This is a genomic window from Flavobacterium phragmitis (assembly GCF_900112575.1).
Lineage (GTDB): Bacteria > Bacteroidota > Bacteroidia > Flavobacteriales > Flavobacteriaceae > Flavobacterium > Flavobacterium phragmitis.
This window is the reverse complement of record NZ_FOMH01000006.1, coordinates 317,396-335,303: the sequence shown is the minus strand read 5'-3', so window position 1 is coordinate 335,303 and position 17,908 is coordinate 317,396. Positions and strand designations below refer to the sequence as shown.

Annotated in this window: 19 protein-coding genes; 3 read left to right on the top strand and 16 right to left on the bottom strand. The window is 34.0% G+C overall.

All coding sequences use genetic code 11. The features are described from left to right. Nucleotides 1–103: 103 nt before the first annotated feature. The gene (locus BM289_RS12970; RefSeq protein WP_091494243.1) at nucleotides 104–589 is read right to left on the bottom strand and encodes a hypothetical protein; all 486 of its coding nucleotides are present in this window, start codon (nucleotides 587–589) and stop codon (nucleotides 104–106) included. 34 nt (nucleotides 590–623) lie between these two features. Next, on the bottom strand, nucleotides 624–1,007 hold the full coding sequence (locus BM289_RS12965; protein WP_091494115.1) for a hypothetical protein: 384 nt from the start codon (nucleotides 1,005–1,007) through the stop codon (nucleotides 624–626). 46 nt (nucleotides 1,008–1,053) lie between these two features. Here BM289_RS12965 and BM289_RS12960 point away from each other — a divergent pair, with 46 nt between their 5' ends. After that, nucleotides 1,054–1,554 carry a DUF456 domain-containing protein gene (locus BM289_RS12960; RefSeq protein WP_091494112.1) on the top strand — a complete coding sequence of 167 codons (501 nt, stop codon included), beginning with the start codon at nucleotides 1,054–1,056 and terminating at the stop codon, nucleotides 1,552–1,554. 292 nt (nucleotides 1,555–1,846) lie between these two features. Next, complete coding sequence (locus BM289_RS12955) at nucleotides 1,847–2,449, top strand: DUF937 domain-containing protein (RefSeq protein WP_091494110.1); 603 nt, start codon at nucleotides 1,847–1,849, stop codon at nucleotides 2,447–2,449. 60 nt (nucleotides 2,450–2,509) lie between these two features. Here BM289_RS12955 and BM289_RS12950 read toward each other — a convergent pair whose 3' ends face one another. From BM289_RS12950 to BM289_RS12925, 6 genes are all read right to left on the bottom strand, one after another. After that, nucleotides 2,510–3,418 carry a pseudouridine synthase gene (locus tag BM289_RS12950; protein ID WP_091494107.1) on the bottom strand — a complete coding sequence of 303 codons (909 nt, stop codon included), beginning with the start codon at nucleotides 3,416–3,418 and terminating at the stop codon, nucleotides 2,510–2,512. 572 nt (nucleotides 3,419–3,990) lie between these two features. Next, nucleotides 3,991–4,947 carry a geranylgeranylglycerol-phosphate geranylgeranyltransferase gene (locus BM289_RS12945; RefSeq protein WP_091494104.1) on the bottom strand — a complete coding sequence of 319 codons (957 nt, stop codon included), beginning with the start codon at nucleotides 4,945–4,947 and terminating at the stop codon, nucleotides 3,991–3,993. Nucleotides 4,948–5,007: 60 nt separating this feature from the next. Beyond that, nucleotides 5,008–5,598: a DUF502 domain-containing protein gene (locus tag BM289_RS12940; protein ID WP_091494102.1), complete on the bottom strand. Its 591-nt coding sequence runs from the start codon at nucleotides 5,596–5,598 to the stop codon at nucleotides 5,008–5,010. 140 nt (nucleotides 5,599–5,738) lie between these two features. Continuing rightward, nucleotides 5,739–6,677, bottom strand: a complete 939-nt coding sequence (locus BM289_RS12935; RefSeq protein WP_091494099.1) for a mevalonate kinase family protein — start codon at nucleotides 6,675–6,677, stop codon at nucleotides 5,739–5,741. A 40-nt stretch (nucleotides 6,678–6,717) separates the two neighbouring features. Beyond that, a complete protein-coding gene (locus BM289_RS12930; protein ID WP_091494097.1) occupies nucleotides 6,718–6,972 on the bottom strand; it encodes a hypothetical protein in 255 nt (84 codons plus the stop codon). Nucleotides 6,973–7,017: 45 nt separating this feature from the next. After that, nucleotides 7,018–8,118: a diphosphomevalonate decarboxylase gene (locus BM289_RS12925; RefSeq protein ID WP_091494094.1), complete on the bottom strand. Its 1,101-nt coding sequence runs from the start codon at nucleotides 8,116–8,118 to the stop codon at nucleotides 7,018–7,020. Nucleotides 8,119–8,382: 264 nt separating this feature from the next. Here BM289_RS12925 and BM289_RS12920 point away from each other — a divergent pair, with 264 nt between their 5' ends. Continuing rightward, complete coding sequence (locus BM289_RS12920) at nucleotides 8,383–8,859, top strand: TspO/MBR family protein (RefSeq protein WP_091494091.1); 477 nt, start codon at nucleotides 8,383–8,385, stop codon at nucleotides 8,857–8,859. A gap of 18 nt (nucleotides 8,860–8,877) precedes the next feature. Here the strand turns inward: BM289_RS12920 and BM289_RS12915 are convergent, their stop codons facing one another. The 8 genes from BM289_RS12915 to BM289_RS12880 form a co-directional block, all read right to left on the bottom strand. Next, complete coding sequence (locus BM289_RS12915) at nucleotides 8,878–9,618, bottom strand: hypothetical protein (RefSeq protein ID WP_091494087.1); 741 nt, start codon at nucleotides 9,616–9,618, stop codon at nucleotides 8,878–8,880. A 73-nt stretch (nucleotides 9,619–9,691) separates the two neighbouring features. Continuing rightward, nucleotides 9,692–10,366 (bottom strand): MBL fold metallo-hydrolase, encoded by a 675-nt coding sequence (locus BM289_RS12910; protein ID WP_091494084.1) that lies wholly within the window; start codon nucleotides 10,364–10,366, stop codon nucleotides 9,692–9,694. 61 nt (nucleotides 10,367–10,427) lie between these two features. Beyond that, nucleotides 10,428–11,000, bottom strand: a complete 573-nt coding sequence (locus BM289_RS12905; RefSeq protein WP_091494082.1) for a Crp/Fnr family transcriptional regulator — start codon at nucleotides 10,998–11,000, stop codon at nucleotides 10,428–10,430. 4 nt (nucleotides 11,001–11,004) lie between these two features. After that, a complete protein-coding gene (locus BM289_RS12900; RefSeq protein ID WP_091494079.1) occupies nucleotides 11,005–11,652 on the bottom strand; it encodes an HAD family hydrolase in 648 nt (215 codons plus the stop codon). Between the two features lie 6 nt (nucleotides 11,653–11,658). Further along, the gene (locus BM289_RS12895; RefSeq protein ID WP_091494076.1) at nucleotides 11,659–12,867 is read right to left on the bottom strand and encodes a BaiN/RdsA family NAD(P)/FAD-dependent oxidoreductase; all 1,209 of its coding nucleotides are present in this window, start codon (nucleotides 12,865–12,867) and stop codon (nucleotides 11,659–11,661) included. Nucleotides 12,868–13,067: 200 nt separating this feature from the next. Continuing rightward, nucleotides 13,068–13,745, bottom strand: a complete 678-nt coding sequence (locus BM289_RS12890; RefSeq protein ID WP_091494073.1) for a glycerophosphodiester phosphodiesterase — start codon at nucleotides 13,743–13,745, stop codon at nucleotides 13,068–13,070. A 230-nt stretch (nucleotides 13,746–13,975) separates the two neighbouring features. Further along, entirely contained in the window at nucleotides 13,976–15,637 is a 1,662-nt protein-coding gene (locus BM289_RS12885) for an alpha-amylase family glycosyl hydrolase (protein ID WP_091494070.1), read from the bottom strand. Nucleotides 15,638–15,904: 267 nt separating this feature from the next. Then, nucleotides 15,905–17,764, bottom strand: a complete 1,860-nt coding sequence (locus tag BM289_RS12880; protein WP_091494068.1) for a glycoside hydrolase family 13 protein — start codon at nucleotides 17,762–17,764, stop codon at nucleotides 15,905–15,907. Between the last annotated feature and the right edge of the window lie 144 nt (nucleotides 17,765–17,908).

The window sequence follows — 17,908 nt, the reverse complement described above, 5'->3', positions numbered from 1 at the left end:
AAAACAAATGTCCTAGCCCTGATGGGAGCGGCATCCTTTTGTGGTGGGGTTCACCACAAAAGATATAGTGGACAGCAGGAATGAGCTCCTTGATTTAATTAAACTATTTCTCGTCTTTTGCTTTTAAAATAACTGGAAGAATAAATTGGGTTTTTACAGGAATACCGCGTTTTATGGCTGGATTTATTTTGGGAAAATCAACCAGACGAGCGTGTAAAATACTATCAATTTTAATGGTGTCATAAGCTACGGAATCTTTTGGAAACTGAGGCTCAAATTTAATTGTAGCGTTTGGAAAAACAGTTACTTTTACTTCGATGGTATCCAATTCTGGATATAAAATAGATAAAGTGTCAACGTTTAATTTTTCTTCAATAAGATTTGACATTACTTCAAAAAAGCATTGCTGGCGAAGTTTTTTATCGGCAATTTTTTCGCAGTTCGAAACAGATGGATATTCGTCTACTTCTTTCCAATTGATTGATTTTAATTCCTTTTGAAGCAACTCTTTTTCAGACGGAACCTGCTTCTCAAAATATTGACAAGAATTAAAAACAATACAAATAAAAATAGGAAAAAACTGCCTCAAAGTTTTAGAATTGAATGAAAGAACAAAAATACGATTATTTTTTTTGAGAAGCCTTGTATTCCAAATAATCTTCATAGTTTTCAGAAAGCCAATTTTCTTTGTTTTTTTCTGCAACTTCCTTTTGTTCAGGGTATAATTTGATAAGCCTATCTGAAAAAGCGGCTATCTGAACAGTGTAAGTATAAAATTCAGTTTTGGTCAAAACGACATCAGGATCATTCTTTTTATTAAAAAACTCAAAAAACAGTTTGTCAAAATCTTTCATAGAAAAATTCATGGCTTTTTTCTTGTTGCCATTGTAAAGACTATCCTGCAATAATTTGTCGTCTACAGAAAGTTTCTTAGATTGTGCAAATGTATTTTCACCGATTGAAAAGACAAGTAAAAGAAAGAAAACTATTTTCAAACTGGTTTTCATATTATTAAAATTGCTTAAATTGTAAGTGCTAATTTACAAAAATATTATGGATTCACTTTTAATACTGCTGGGTTTTATATGCATGATTGTAGGCGTTTTTGGGAGTTTTCTTCCTGTATTGCCGGGGTTATCAAGCTGTTGGGTTGGTTTGTTGCTTTTGTATCTTACCAAAGCAGTAGAAAACAATTATTGGGTTTTAGGAATCACTTTCGTTTTAATGGTAATTATCACCATTTTAGATTATGTAATTCCTGCCAAAGGAACCAAAAAGTTTGGTGGAAGTTCTTATGGAGTCTGGGGAACCAACATTGGATTAATTATCGGAATTCTGGCTCCAATTCCGTTTGGAGTTGTAATTGGTCCCTTTGTAGGCGCGCTTATAGGCGAACTGCTTTATGATTCTCAAAACCATAAACGTGCCTTAAAAGCAGCAACAGGTTCTGTTCTCGGATTCTTGGCTTCAAGTTTTGTGAACTTTCTTTTCTCGATAATTTACCTTGGTATTTTTCTTACCGTTCTATGGCAAAATAGAGCATTAATTTTCTAATATAGTTAATTTGACTTTAAGCTTTTTCTTATATTTTTTAATTTTTAGAAAAAACTCTTAAAATTTTAAAAATAATTTTGTGTCTTATACGTTGCGTTAAGCTTTATATTTGTTGATGTCTTTAATTTTCTAAGCTAAATACTTGAAAATCGACCATCTAAAAAATTAACTTATTTTTTGGAAATGTTAATATATTTTATATTTTTATCCCAATAAACGATAAAAAGCCTCACTTTGTCGGTTATTTTGAATAAGTTTAAATAATTGTTTCCCCCTAAAATAAGTTAAACGTATGACCCCAAACCTACAAATTGAACTTAGACGTTTTATTTCATCTAATGTTGTCTCCAAGCTAAACAAGTTTTATTTCGAAAATGATGCTCTTTTGATAAAGGGAATTGATGTCTCAATCGGAACAATTCTAATGGGACTCTACAACAAAGCAGAAGAAGTTGATTTCTACACAGAAATCGTCTCGATGATGAAAGAAGATTCGACTTTTTACCAGGAAATCGATTTTAATGCGGGCAGAATCTTATCAGTTGATGACTGCTACCGTTTAGAAGGAAATACTTATCTTAAAGAACTGTTCGCCAACAAAAAAGGAAGAATTTCAGAAATGATTTCAAACGAAGTTGGAATCAAAAGCGAAACGGCCAGAGAAATACTTAACTTTTCAGCCCTTCTTGTGATGTCTTACCTAAGAAATAATCTTCAATTATTAGAAAGCGTAAAATTACTTCTTGAAGATCAAAAAAGAGATATCTTAAACAGTATTCCGCCCGGAATAAAAATCATCCTTGGTTTTTCATGTTACGAAACAGTCGAAGAAAAAAGCCAATCTATGGGAAGATCCATATTTACACTTTTCGGACACAATTTTTTTAGTTTCTAAAAATAAAAAATCCCGTTTTCAAGAAAACAGGATTTAGTATAATTTTAATTGGAGAAACAATTACATGTTTTTCAAATTGATAATTTCTTGATCGGTCAAAAAGCGCCAGTTTCCTCTTGGAAGATTCTTTTTGGTCAAACCTGCAAATGACACACGGTCAATACGCAATACATTGTAGTCAAAAGACTCAAAAATAGAGCGTACCACTTTTACATTTGCAGTACGTAATTTTAAACCAATCTCACTTTTAGGTTCGTTATCAATATAGCTTACTTCTTCAACAAAAACGCGGTGTCCGTCTAAAACAAGACCTTTAGCAATTTTTTCTAAATCTTCATATTTCAAATTCTTGTCTAAAGAAACCTGATAAATTTTAGGAGACTTTTGGTTTGGAAGCGTAAACTTACGAATCATATCGTTGTCGTTTGTAAAGACCAATAAACCTGTTGTGTTTTTATCCATTCTTCCGATAGGAGAGATTTTTGCATTGGTTGCACCACGAACAAGCTCTAGAACGTTACGATATTCTTGACCTTCATCAAGCGCCGTTGTAAAGTTTTTAGGTTTATTCAATAAAATATATTCTTTCTTTTCAGGAGTCAGCACAACACCATCAAAGTTTACCACATCGTTTAATTTTACCAAATACCCCATTTCAGTTACAGGAACCCCGTTCACTTTAACGTTTCCAGACTGAATATAAATATCCGCATCGCGACGAGAACAAACACCAGAATTCGAGATATATTTGTTCAGACGAATTTCGTCAGAAGCTTTCTGTCTCTTTGCTGGAGTGTTTTGTTTTCTAAGTTTTTCAGCAGCAGCTTCTTGTGCGGCTTTAACTTCAGGTTTTACTTTTTTAGGCCCTTGCGCACGTTTCGCCATAGGAGGTTTTGGCTTACTAGAGTTTGATCTTGAGCTGTTTGGTCTTGATCCGCCTCTCTTATTATTGCCTTCCTTGTTGTTCATAAAATCATTAATTTGTGCAAAGATAGTTTTTTCCTGCTAATAATCTTAAGTTCAATGTTCTTAGATTGATAGCATTTTGTTCTAAGAGTTTTAGAAGCAATACATTCTGCATTTTTTTGAGACATGGTTTCCCGCTTTTCGTTCCCAATTTTTTATTTTTTTGGCAGCAAAAAAATAAAAAGATTTCCACTTTAATCGGGGCTAGCTTCAAACAATAGGCTTCTTTTAAATATATTTAGGGCGTGCTATTTCACAGATATTCACAAAGATTGCACAGAGTTGCACAAAGAAAAAGAATCTGTTAAATCTGTAATCTCGATAGACAAGTAAAAAAACACGAATTCTTAGTAGTGAAATTAATTGCGCTAACAGTTTAGAGATTGTAATTTGTGAAAATTTTGTGGAATTTGTGGAATTTGTGGCGAAAATCAATCTGAATTTTTGTGTTCACATTGTAGTATAAGTACCGGAAGCGTGAAAAAAATAATAAGTATTTGGTTGCTTGCAAAGCTCTATAAATAACGTTGTGAATCTTTGAGAAATCTTCGCGAATCTCTGTGGCATAAAAAAAATTAGTAATTAGAAATCAATTCCCTTCCATGCCACAAAACACTCGGATTAATCAGAACGATACAGCATACGCCAGAGACAATAAGGAATTTCAGAACATTATGAAGTCTTAAATATTGCTCTTTAGAATCAGACTTCCACAAGTAAATCAGGAAGAAAAGTAAAACCCCAAAACAGACATAAAAATAAATGTCCATATAACCCACATCATAAACATTCACCAATACATAAACAGGTAAAACAGTTAATAGCGTCAAAATAGTTATAATTTGCTTCGAGATTTTTTCGCCATACAAAACAGGAATTGTTCTGTAATCGCTTACTAGGTCGCCTTTTAGATTTTCCAGATCTTTAATCATTTCGCGAATCAATAAAAGCAGAAACAAGAAAACCGCATGCGCCGAAATTACCACAAAATGACTCATATGATTCTCAATTTCTTCAAACGAAATTTTATTATAGAAATACAATAAAATGGCAAAAAACGGAATTACTGCCAACAACGCCGACATAAGATTTCCGATAATTGGGTATTTTTTGATCTTATGAGAATAAAACCAAATCATGAAAATATAGACAGAAAAGAATAAGAAAGCGCGCCAAGATACTATGGAAGCCATTAAAACAGCAAGAAAATTTAAACAGAAATAAACATTCAGTTTTGTTTTCTGACTAACCAAACGATCCAGCATTGACTTATTTGGTCTGTTTATTAAGTCTTTCTGGCTGTCATAAAAATTATTGATAATATAACCGGAAGCAATTGTAATAGCCGAAGCGAAAACAATCAGGAACAAATAAAAGTCTAGCAGAATATCCAGCGCTCGAATTTCTGGAGCCAGAATAAAAATAGCAGATAAATACTGCGCTAAAACAATTATAGGAATGTTGTAACCTCTAACAACAGAAAACAGACTAACAATTTTCATTATTAAAAGTTTATGTTGTCTGCTTAGCATAGATAAAATTTGTGATGGTTTAGATAAGGGAAGTTAAAAGATATTTTTGGTTTTAAAAATTTAGAGTTTATTTTTTAACAATTCTTTAGACCCAAAACCTAATTTTCGAATACAGGCCAAAGCTTGTTTTTGCGTCATATCAATTTCTTTGATATCTTTTTTCTCCACAAAAACCACCGAACCACTCCAAGGATTTGGCGCATCTGGAACAAAAACCGTAAAGTTGTTGTCGTCTATTTGTTCGATTAAAAAAGCAAACTGTAAGCCTGCATCAGTAGGAACGAGAATTACTTTTAAATCTTCTTTAGATTCAATTCCCATAATATTTTCGTTCATGCTTTTCATAAACGAATATCCGGGAACAAAACTTAAAATGCCGTCTTCTAGTTTTTGGATTAGATTTTTTGCTTTAGCAGTTCTTGCCAGTAAACCAGCGATAAAACAAATCAGAATAATAATAACGATACCAACAAGTTCCTGAAGTGCAATTCCTAAAACATGTACTCTTGGAAGATTATTGACCAATGGAAGAGTGACTTTCTGAATTATGCCATATCCTTTTTCAAGAATAACAAGCAATACCACTAAAGGCGCTAAAAAGAGAATTCCTCCTAAAAAAGTTGCTTTGATTATTTTAAAAATACTTTTCATAATAAATAACTTTTTAGGATGAAAACTTATAAAAATCTACTCAAATAATACCACATGTAAATGTTATTTAGGACAATAATAGTTCAGTTTTTTGGACTATATATTTTGTCCAATCGGTATAACTTCGGCTTTTAAGTAAATTAAAACTGATAAACAACTTCTAATTTGAAGTCTTTCAGAGAGGCTTTTGCACGTTCTAAATCTTCTGTAAAACCAAGAATATAACCGCCTCCACCAGAACCGCAAAGTTTTAGGTAATAATCGTTGGTATCGATTCCCTTCTGCCAGATAGCATGAAACTGTTCCGGAATCATTGGTTTGAAGTTATTTAAAACAACTTTAGAAAGTTTTTTAGTATTACCAATCAAAGACTTCATGTCGCCATGCAAAAAGTTGTCGATGCAGATGTCTGTGTATTTTACGAATTGGTTTTTAAGCATGGCACGGAAACCTTTGTCTTTCAGGTTTTCCATAAAAATGCTGATCATTGGAGCCGTTTCTCCAATAATTCCAGAGTCTAGCAAGAACACAGCACCTTTTCCGTCCAAACTTTGAGTTGGAATACCAGTTGTTTGGATATTATCCTTAGAATTAATTAAAATCGGAATGCTCAAATAGCTGTTCAACGGATCTAAACCAGAACTTTTTCCGTGGAAAAAGCTCTCCATTTGAGAGAATATATTTTTTAACTGAAGTAGTTTTTCGCGTGTTAGATTCTCTAAAACCGTAATTTTGTTAGCCGCATATTTATCATAAATCGCCGCTACAAGTGCACCGCTGCTTCCAACGCCGTATCCTTGAGGTATACTAGAATCGAAATACATTCCGGTTTCGACATCGTTTTTAAGATTTTCTAAATCAAAAGTAACCAATTCTGGCTGTTGTGTTTGTAGAACTTCAAGATAGGAAGCAAAACTTCTTAAACTTTTATTTGATGCGATAGCTTCGTCTGAAGGCTCTTCAGACTTTTTTAAAGCGCCATTGTAAAAGTTATAAGGAATAGCCAGCCCTTTTGAATCGCGGATAATTCCGTACTCTCCAAAAAGTAATATTTTTGAGTAAAATAAGGGTCCTTTCATGATTTATTTTATGTCTTTTTTTATTTTATTTGGGTTTTGTTTAGCCTTTTATGTATAATCCAATAATCATCATTGCCAAAGCAAAAAATAGACCAACAAACCATTTTATCATATCATTTTTAGCATCTACAATTTCTTTTTTTACAAAATCTTTAGTAGCTATCTCGGTTTTATCTTGTCGTATTTCTTCGCTGATCGTTCTGTCAATAGCTTCGACAAATTCTTTAGCCTTACTCTCATCAAGATTAAGTTCTTTTCTAAATAAATCGTAAAGTTTTATAGTTGCAGTATTCATGTCCTGACTTAAAAATATGTATTATGAATATAAAGATACGGAAAATTATAATGCAATAGCTCCCTCTCCAATTTTGTCGCAAATGTATTGACTATTCTGACAAAATACAACTAATTCGTCTTGAATAAATTGAAGCACCTTTTCGGTAACGTTTTCGGGATAAAGGACATGCACGTTTGCTCCAGCATCAAGTGTAAAACATACTGGAATTTGGGTTTCGTTTCTAAATTTCCATATCGCGTTTATGATTTGCAGCGTGTTTGGTTTCATCAAAATAAAATAAGGCATTGAGGTCATCATCATAGCATGTAAAGTCAAAGCTTCACTTTCCACAACTTTAATAAATTCTGCTACGTTTCCACTTTCAAAAATGGCAATCAATTTATCCAGATTTTCATGCGCTTGCGCAAAACGTCTTTCTGCATAAGGATGATTGTGCATCAAATCGTGTCCAACTGTGCTCGAAACCTGTTTTTCGCCTTTGTCAACCAATAAAATGGTATCTTGATAATTCTTGAAATTTTCGTGAATTGCGTATGGAAATTCCACTCCAAACAAGTCAGTGCTTCCTTTAATATTGGTTTGATTTCCCCAAACTACGACTTCCCCTTTTACACTTCTACAAGCGCTTCCTGAACCTAAACGAGCAAGAAAAGATGCTTTTTGGTAAAAATATTCCTCAGTCATTTCTGGATTTAGCAGTTTTTCCAAACTCATAAAATTCATTGCTAGAGCCGCCATTCCAGAAGCCGAAGAAGCAATTCCAGAACTATGCGGAAATGTATTTTGAGTATCAATCGTAAAATGATAATCCTTTAAAAACGGTAGATAAACCTCAACTCTTTCCAAAAACTTCTGAATTTTTGGTTTGAAATCTTCTTTCGGTTGTCCTTCAAAAAGTAAATCAAAAGAAAAACCATTTGTCACGCTGAGCGGAGTCGAAGCGTCTCTTTTCTCAAAACCTAATTTTGTAATCGTTTTGCAATTATTCAAAGTAAAACTTACTGATGGATTTGCCGGAATCTGATTGTCTTTTTTTCCCCAGTATTTCACTAATGCAATATTGCTGGGAGCGCTCCATTCAAAGTTTCCGTTTTCGACTGTTGAAGTATATTTATTTGGAATAAAATCGGCTGCTGTAAACATGAATTATAAAATTTTGGCAAAGATAACTTTTTCATTTTTCACCATATAAGTTATTTAAGAAATTATAAGTATGGTTTACTAAAAATGAACTTTGACATGATTGTCATCCTGAGCGGAGTCGAAGGCTTATGAATTGTAAAGGGCTTCTCCCGAAGCCTCGGGACCGTTCAGCTTGACACTGAATTGAATCCTTCAAATGAACTTCTATCACTTATATGGTTTAAACCTTTCTTTTAACTATTTTTGAATTCAAAATGTAATAAAATGAATAAGTTCGTAAAAATCGCTATAGCTTTAGTAATTTGTTTAACAGTTGGGTATTCTGCAAGTTTGGTTACAAGACCAAGTATTGAGACATGGTATGTTAATTTGGAAAAACCAGTTTTTAATCCGCCAAATTGGATTTTTATGCCAGTTTGGACAGTGCTTTATATTTTTATGGCTGTTGCAGCAGCTTTAGTTTGGGATAAAATTAAAGAGCAGACAGAAGAAGTTAAGAAAGCATTATTATTCTTCATTATTCAATTGATTTTAAATGCGATTTGGTCTTATTTATTCTTCGGACTAAAAAATCCGATGTTGGCTTTAATAGAAATTGCTCTTTTATGGCTGATGATTTATGAAACCTATTTGAAGTTCATTAAAATCAATAAAATATCGGGTTATTTATTGATTCCGTATTTAGCTTGGGTAGCGTTTGCAACGGTTTTAAATGCCAGTATTTGGTGGTTGAATAAATAAGTTTTGTTTCAAGTTGAGCTACTTCAGCTTCTTAAATTCTTCATTTTTGGCAAACAAAAAATCCATTGTATAAAGTAAATTTTTCTTTTTCAGAATAATTTCCGATTGCGGATCGGCTGTACAAAAGTCTAGGAAAAGAGCTTTTTCATCAGGATTTAATTTTAAATCTTTCGTAAAGAAATCTAAAGGACAAGTTGATTCCACGAATGTTTTGAAATCTAATTCAGGAGTTTTCTTTTTAGGTTTTTTATTGGCATTATCATCTTTTTTAAACAAACTTAAAAGGCCTGCTCCCATAGCGCCAAAATTCATTCCATTTGAAATGGTGCCGTCATAAACTCCCGTATATTTTCGTAAATCACGAGATGCTCTCTGTAATGCAATCGAATCTGAAACTTCTGCAGCTGGACCTACGTGTGGGAATTTTATAGTTGTGATTAAGACCTCATCCAATTCTTCAGGTTTCAGAATCATATTCACAACGATGTTGTTTTGATCTATATTTTCCTGAGAAATTTTAAGTCTTTTGAAGAAATAATCTTTGGAGAAAAACAACAGACTATCTTTTGGGCGAACCAAAATAGAGAATTCTCCGAGTTCGTTTGTACGTGTACTCGTTTTGGCCGTTTTATTGATTACTTCGACTTTGTTGAGTGGAATATTTTGCGAAAGAACCTTTCCGTTCAATGCTTTTTCGGTTTGAGAAACGCTAAATTGATAAGTGAAAATAGAAATTGTGGTAAGTAATTTTACTCTCATATAGGATTGATTAGTTGAGAGTAAAATTATTAGAATAGTCTTAATGAAAACTTACAGAATCTGTAAATTCTTGTTAATTAAACCGAATCGAGTTTTTGAATTTCCCCAATTCACCAGTATTAACTAAAACTGGGCCGTGGCCAAAACACAATATTTTGGGTTGTAAGGAAGCTAATTTTAGTATCGATTTTCTATTGATTTCCTGATCTGCAGTAAATAAATGAGGAGGTTCATGCAGACCAACTTTTGTAGTCAGCAAATTCATATTGGTCATCACATCGCCAACGATCAAAATGCCGTCTTTTTCCCTGAAAAAAGACAAATGACCACTCGAATGTCCTGGAGTTTCAATAACCGTAAATCCACCAATTTGATCACCTTCTTTTAAAGTTTTAGCAACTGAATGTCCTTTCCCTGCCCAAAAGTTTTTCTGAAATTTCGAAATAATATGATTCGGATTTGGGTATTCTGTAAATACATTACCGCTTTCAGCAAACTCTTTTTCAGCTTCACTACATAAAAGCGGAATATTTAGGGTTTCGCAGATTGTTTTACTGCTTCCCTGATGATCAGCATGAGCGTGTGTTAAGACGTGTTTGTTGACGGTTTTGTCTTTAATTGCTTTAAAAATTGTATTTGATGAACTTCGAATTCCGGCATCAATTAAAACATCTTCAATCAAGTAACAATTAATGGCATTTCTTGGAAATAAGGGAATTTGGTAAACGTCTTTGGCGATATTCTTCATCTTTTTCAAGTTTTATTTTGGCAAAGATTTGAATTCCGTTTTTCAACTCACTTGATAAATGTTAAGAAATATCCTGACGAATTCTGCTCAGCGATTCTGGTGTAATTCCGAGAAAAGAAGCGATATAAATTAGAGGTGTCCGCTGTATTATTTTGGCTGGAGCCGATGCTAAAAATGTCTGGTATTTTTCTTTTGCAGGAATCATTTGAAGTTTTAAAACCCTGTCTGCCATACAAAGGTAATTCTGCTCGGCGAGAATTCTTCCAACACGTTCCCAATTCGGAATTTCGTTATACAAAAACTGCATTTTTTCGAAAGTAATCGAAAGGACTTCGCAATCTTCAATACACTGAATATTTTCAAAAGAAACAGACTGATTAATGAAACTGGAATACGAAGCAATAAAACCGTCATCGCAGCTTAAATAAGTGGTAATTTCTTTTCCGTCTTTTAGATAATAAATACGAGCCAGACCTTCAACAATAAAGAAAATCTTGTTGCTGATTTTCCCCATTGAAGAAAGTAATTCTTTCGCTTTAAAACTTTCATATTCAAAACAAGAATCTATCGTTTGGATTTCTTTTTCAGAAAACGAAGTGATTGCTTGTATTTGTTTTTTTAAAGAAGGATTCATGATTTTATAAAATAGTAATCAGTTCCAAAGCATTATTAATAAGCACTTTTGCTCCACTAGATTTCAATTCATCTTCGGTTCTGTAGCCCCATGTAACCCCAACCGGATACATATTTGCGTTTAAAGCCGTTTTCATATCAATATCAGAATCGCCCACGAAAAGAATTTCTTCTGGGTTTAAATTCCATTTTTTACTGATTTCAATCGCTTCAAACGGATTTGGTTTTTTCAGTTCTTCCGTGCTCAAACCAATCGCTGCGTCAAATTGTTCAGGAAATAATTCATAAGCTATTTTCTTAGTTAACTCGTCGGCTTTGTTAGAGAAAACCGCCATTTTGATGTTTTGAGAAGTCAGTTTGTCAAGCAGTTCGACAATTCCGTCATACGGTTTTGTTTTCAGTGTACAGATTTTAGTATATTCATCGACCATGCATTCAAAACAACTTTCGATTTCATCATCAGAACTGTTTGCAGCGGGTAAAGCTTTGCTTACCAAATTTCGTAAACCGCTCCCGATAAAATATTGATAAGTGTCGTAACTATGTGTAGGATAATTTAGAGCAGTAAGCACTTTATTCATCGCATCTGAAATGTCGTGTAATGAGTTAACTAAAGTTCCGTCTAAATCAAAAATAATTCCTTTAAATTTCATTTTGTATTAAATATTTTGAGCCAGAATAAACCCGCTTGTCCAGGCATTCTGAAAATTAAATCCGCCTGTAATAGCGTCTATATTTACAATCTCTCCAGCAAAATAAAGGTTTTCGTGAATTTTGCTTTCCATGGTTTTGAAATTGATTTCTTTTAAATCGATTCCGCCGGCGGTTACAAATTCTTCTTTGAAAGTACTTTTTCCGTTGACTTTAAATTCGGCTTTTGTTAATTGTGAAGTTAGATTCTGCAATTGGGTTTTAGACAAATCTGCCCATTTCGTTTCTGAATTAATTCCTGAAGCCAAAACCAAACTTTCCCACAAACGATTCGGAAAGTCAAAAGGCGATTTTTTTGAAACCGCTTTTTTAGCGTGTTCCTGTTTTAAGTCTTTTAGGATTTTTTCGGCATCTTCAAAATCAACATCATTTAGCCAATTCACAAAAATGGTAAATTGATAATTTTTGTCGTGCAGAATTCTTGCGCCCCAAGCTGAAAGTTTTAAGATTGCTGGGCCACTCATTCCCCAATGTGTAATTAATAAAGGTCCTGTCGATTCTAATTTGGTGTCTTTGACTTTTACTGAAACTTGCGCCGCAACACCTGGTAATTCTTTTATTCTGGAATCTTTGATGTTGAAAGTAAATAGGGAAGGAACGGGGCTTACAATGGCGTGTCCTTGCTCTTGAAGCATTTCCCATATTTTAGGATTGCTTCCTGTTGCCATTACTAATTTTTCGGTGGCATAATTATCAGTTTGTGTATCTATTTTCCAATGATTTTCTTTTTTGAAAATCGACTGAACGCTTTGACCCGTCAATACTTTTATGCCTAATTTTTCAGTTGCTTTAAGGAAACAGTCAATTATGGTTTGTGACGAATTAGAAACGGGAAACATTCTGCCGTCTTCTTCAATTTTTAATTCTACGCCGTGTTTTTCAAACCATTCAATTGTATCACCCGAACAAAATTGGTGAAATGGGCCACGAAGTTCTTTTTCTCCGCGAGGGTAAAATTTTACTAATTCGGTTGGTTCAAAGCAAGCGTGCGTAACGTTGCATCGTCCGCCTCCGGAAACGCGGACTTTAGAAAGCACTTCTTTTCCTCTTTCTAAAATGGCGATTTTCAGTTTCGGATTTTTCTCTGCAATATTAATTGCGGTAAAAAAACCGGCTGCGCCTCCGCCAACGATGATTATGTCGAAATTTTTAATCATATTTTTTTGGGTTGCCACGAATTATACGAATTGGCACTAATTTTTTTTCTGCCACAGATTACACGGATTTAAAGGATTTTTTCTTTAGCCACGAATTACACGAATTTTCACGAATTAATTTATTCATTTTTAAATTTGTGAAAATTCGTGCAATTCGTGGCAAACAAATCTGTGTTAATCCTTTTAATCTGTGGCTATTCTTATATTTTGTCTGGATTATCAGAGATAATTCCGTTTACTTGATAATTTTTTACTTTTTGAATGTCTTCTTCGGAGTTTACTGTCCACGGTAAAACTAGAAAACCTTTTTTCTGCATTTCGCTTACATTTTCAGCGTTTAATAATTGAAAATCGGGATGAATGGCTTTTGCTTTTATTTTTTCGGCGAAAGCCAAAGCAAGGTCAATATTTTCTTCTGTTAAAACACCAATCGGGATATTTGAGTTTAGTTTTGATGTTTCTTCTAACATGTTCCAATCAAAACTTGAAATGATGAAATGCTCGTATTTCCAGTCTTTTGTTGCAATATATTCTTCAATTAATGTGACAACTTTTGGGGCAGTTCCTAAACCTTTTAATTCAATATTGATAAGACATTCTTTGTCAACCAAATCGAAAACTTCATTTAGCGTTGGAATTTGATATTTTCCATCAATCAAAAATGATTTTAATTCTGCTAAAGTAAAATCATTTACAAGACCTTTTCCGTTGGTTGTTCTGTCGATGGTTTCGTCGTGAATTACGATTATATGCCCATCCGAACTCAAATGAACATCGAGTTCAATTCCATCTGAATTTAAGTCTAAGGCTTTTTGAAAAGCTTGTAAGGTGTTTTCAGGTTCGTAAGCTTTTGCACCTCTGTGAGCTATTTTTAGCATGTATTGCGAGTTTAACCGCAAAGGTCGCAAAGTTTTACACAAAGCACGCAAGGATTGTCAAAAAAGTTAGCCACAGATTATAAGGATTAACACAGATTTATCTGCCACGAATTTCACAAATTTCCACGAATTATTTTTATCATATTTAGATTTGTGAAAATTTGTGAAATTTGTGGCGAAATAAAAAATCCTTTTAATCCTTATAATCTGTGGCTAAAAAAACTTTGCGGTTAAATTAATTCCAGTAAAACAATATCAAAATCATTGTCTATAATCACTTTTCCATCAATAACTTCAACTTCTTGATTTGAATAAGTGTCTTTAAGTTTTGTTCCGTTTGGAAAGATGTCGCCAACCGGAAGTTCTTTTTTACCTTTTGGTAGATCTAACCCCATAACAACTTTATCTGTAAAATTACCTTGAGTAAACGTTCTAGAAAAAGTATAAGGATACGGATTAATAAGTTTATGAACACCAGCTCCAACAGCAGGATGGTTTCGTCTAAACTGCCCTAATTTCTGCCAATGCAAAAGTGTTTTTTGTGTTTCAGGATTATTCTGAATATCATCCCAATTCATATTTGAACGCAAAGTGGCATCGCCCTGAGTGCCTTCAACAACTAAAGATCTTGCCGATTCATCTCCATAATAAACCTGAGACATTCCTGGAGAAAGTAATAGTTTATTAGCTGTTTCAATGCTTTTTGTTCGATTGGCATCAAAAGGCTGTCCGTCGTCGTGCGAAGACATATAGTTTAGGACAGAATATCCTTTTAAGTCATTATTTAAATGATTCGAATATTTCGAAAATAAACCTTCATAATCGTTTTGTCCAGCATTCCATTTGAATTCAAAATTGATCATGCTGTTGAAGCCATTCTGGAAATAATTTACTTTTCGATCTCCAAAATCATAATCTTGACCGCCACTGATGCCGTAACCGTAAACTTCGGCAATGGTGTAAAACGGATTCTGGTCTAAAACCTGCATTGGGTGATGTTTTTTCCAAGTTTCAAAAGCATATTCGCATTCTTTTTTGAAATCGGCCCAAACGTTTTCGTCGGTATGTTTTACAGTATCTCCTCGGTAACCATCAATTCCAAATTCTAAAATATAATCTGTAAGCCATTTAATGATGTAATATTTTGGTGTTCTTGGATAATTTGTTCTTTTGAAAAATTCGTCTAATGAGGCGATTTCTTTTTCGTAACGGCCTTCTTTTTTCCATTTTTCAATTAAAAATGGAGGTAATTGTACTTCCTGATTGCTTTCAGTTCGTACATCCGGAAGATTATCAACCAAGGTACACATTGTAGTATTGTCAAACGATTTGTAATCGCAAACCACGCCTGTTCTTACCCAGTCAGAAGGCCAAACAGGATCTTCTGGAGTTACTGGTCCGGTATGATTGATTACGCCGTCCAAAATTATTCTGATTCCTTTTTCGTGTGCTTTTTTAACTAGATTGGCCAAATCTTCTTTTGTTCCGAAGTTTGGATCTAAAGCCGTCCAGTCTTTTGCCCAATAACCGTGAAAACCATAACTCAATCCAGTTCCTTCGTCGACGCCATCGTGAATCTGCTCAACAATCGGCGTAAGCCAAATGGCATTTATTCCTAGTTTTTCAAAATATCCTGATTCGATTTTTTTAGTGATTCCGATGATGTCACCACCTTCAAATCCGCGTAATTTTCCCGGAGTTTTGGTTCGGTTAAAGTTGACGTCGTTTGATTTGTCTCCGTTGTAAAAACGATCTGTAAGCAAAAAATAAACATTTGCCCCTTCCCAAACGAAAGGTGTTTTCGAAGTAGTATTCATTGTAACTGATTTTGAGCCAGAACAACTCATTGTTAAGTATACTAAAGATAAAAAAAGGAAAGTGTATTTTTTCATTATTTAAGATTTTGTTTAAAAAAAATAGCCACGAATTCACGAATTTTTATTCTTAAAGATTGTCAAAAATAATTCGTGAAATACTTTGTGCTAAAAAAAAAATAGCCACGAATTCACGAATTTTATTCTCAAAGATTGTCAAAAAATAATTCGTGAATTCGTGGCGGAAAAAAAATGTCTCTCGCAGATCTCGCAGATTCGGCAGATTTTTTTTAATTATCTGCTCAATCTGCTCAATCTGCTCAATCTGCGAGAGAAAAAATATTTTTATTCCAATTCTAAAACCAAAGCTGATTTTGGTTCTAAAGTGATTTCAGTAGCTAAATCAAATGTTTTACCTGTGATAACATCTTTTCCTGATTTAAAGTTTTTGATGTTTTCTTTGAAACGAGCTGTTTTTACAACTTGTTCTTTTGCATTGTTATTGAAAACTACCATTACGGTTTTGGCGTCATTATATCTGAAATACACATAAGTATTGTTTTCCGGAATATAATGCGTCATTTTTCCTGTGTGAATTACTTCATTTGATTTTCTCCAATTGAATAATTTTGAGCTGAAATCAAAGAAAGAAGCTTGTTGAGTCGTTCTTCCTGCTGCCGTAAAAGCATTGTTTTTGTCGCCAGCCCATCCGCCAGGGAAATCTTGACGAATATCAGCGTCACCTTTGCCTTTGTCTCCGCCCATTCCAATTTCTGAACCGTAATAAATCTGCGGAATTCCACGAACGGTTGCCAATAAAGTCATAGCCAGTTTGTATTTTGACAAATCATATTTGAACTTTTCGTTCATACGATCTGTATCGTGATTTTCTGAAAAAACTAAAATATTATTCGTGTTTGGATATAGAAAATCCATTGCAAAATTGTTGTAGAATTTAATCAATCCGCTGTCCCAGTTTGGTTCATCTTCACTGAAAGCAGAAGTAATCTGACTTTGAAGCGTAAAATCCATTACACTTGGGAGGTTTGAATTGTAGTTTTCAATTGCACCAATTTTACTGTCTTTCTGCCAAAAAGCTAAATTCGCCTGATTGTGCATCCAGATTTCACCCACAATATTAAAGTTTGGGTATTCATCTGTAATAGATTTTGCCCAATTTGCCATCGCAGTTTTATCTGAATAGTTATAAGTATCTACTCGGAATCCGTCAAGATTGGCAAATTCAATCCACCAAATCGCATTTTGCGTTAAGTATTTTGCTACTAACGGATTTCTTAAATTCAAGTCTGGCATAGAAGGTACAAACCATCCATCAATACAAACTTCCTGATCAATTTTTGAAGCGTGAATATCTGTAATTACTTCACGTCTGTGGTGTGTTTGTGTGTAGTTTTCAAATTGATTAAGCCATGATTTTGTTGGTAAATCTTTCACCATCCAATGTGTAATTCCCCAGTGATTTGTCACATAATCCATCACCAGTTTCATGTTCTTTTTGTGCATTTCTGCTGAAAGACGAGCGTAATCGTCATTCGTTCCGTAACGTGGATCGATTTTGTAAACGTCAGATTGTGCATATCCGTGATACGAATGCTGTTTGTCGTTGTCTTCGCACAAAGGCGTGCTCCAGATTGTGGTTGCACCAAGAGACGAAATATAATCAAGGTTTTTAATAATTCCTTCGATATCACCGCCATGACGTCCTCCCGGCTCTGCGCGGTTTCCTTTTTCAGTTAAATTTGCATCGCTGTCATTTTTCGGATTTCCGTTAGCAAAACGATCCGGCATGATTAAGTAAATCAAATCAGATGAATCGTAACTTTTTCTGTTTGCCGAATTAGCTCTTCTTTCTTTCAGAACATATTTTTGTTTAAAGGCTACTTTATTATTGTTTTTGAAAGAGAAAACCAGTTCAGAAGCTTTTACGTCTTTTGTATCAATTGTTACGAAAAGGTAATTTGGGTTTTCTGTTTTCTCAACATTTTTGATTGTCACATTATTCGAAACCGAAGCTTCGTATTGTGAAATATTTTTTCCGTAGAACATAATCTGAAGTTCCGGATTTTTCATTCCGGCGTACCAGAAAGGTGGTTCTACTTTTTGGATCTGCGCTTTCGCGGAAGCGGAAAACAATAAGACCAATAGAACTAATTTATAGATAAATGATGTTTTTGGGTTTTTCATAGTAATAAGAAATTATTCTTCATTGTCAGTTCGAGCGGAGTCGAGAACCTTTGTAGCATCTCGACTCCGCTCGATGTGACAAAAAGATGTTGATTAAAAAAAAGACAAGCAATTCTGGGGGAAACTACTTGTCTTTTTAGGGTG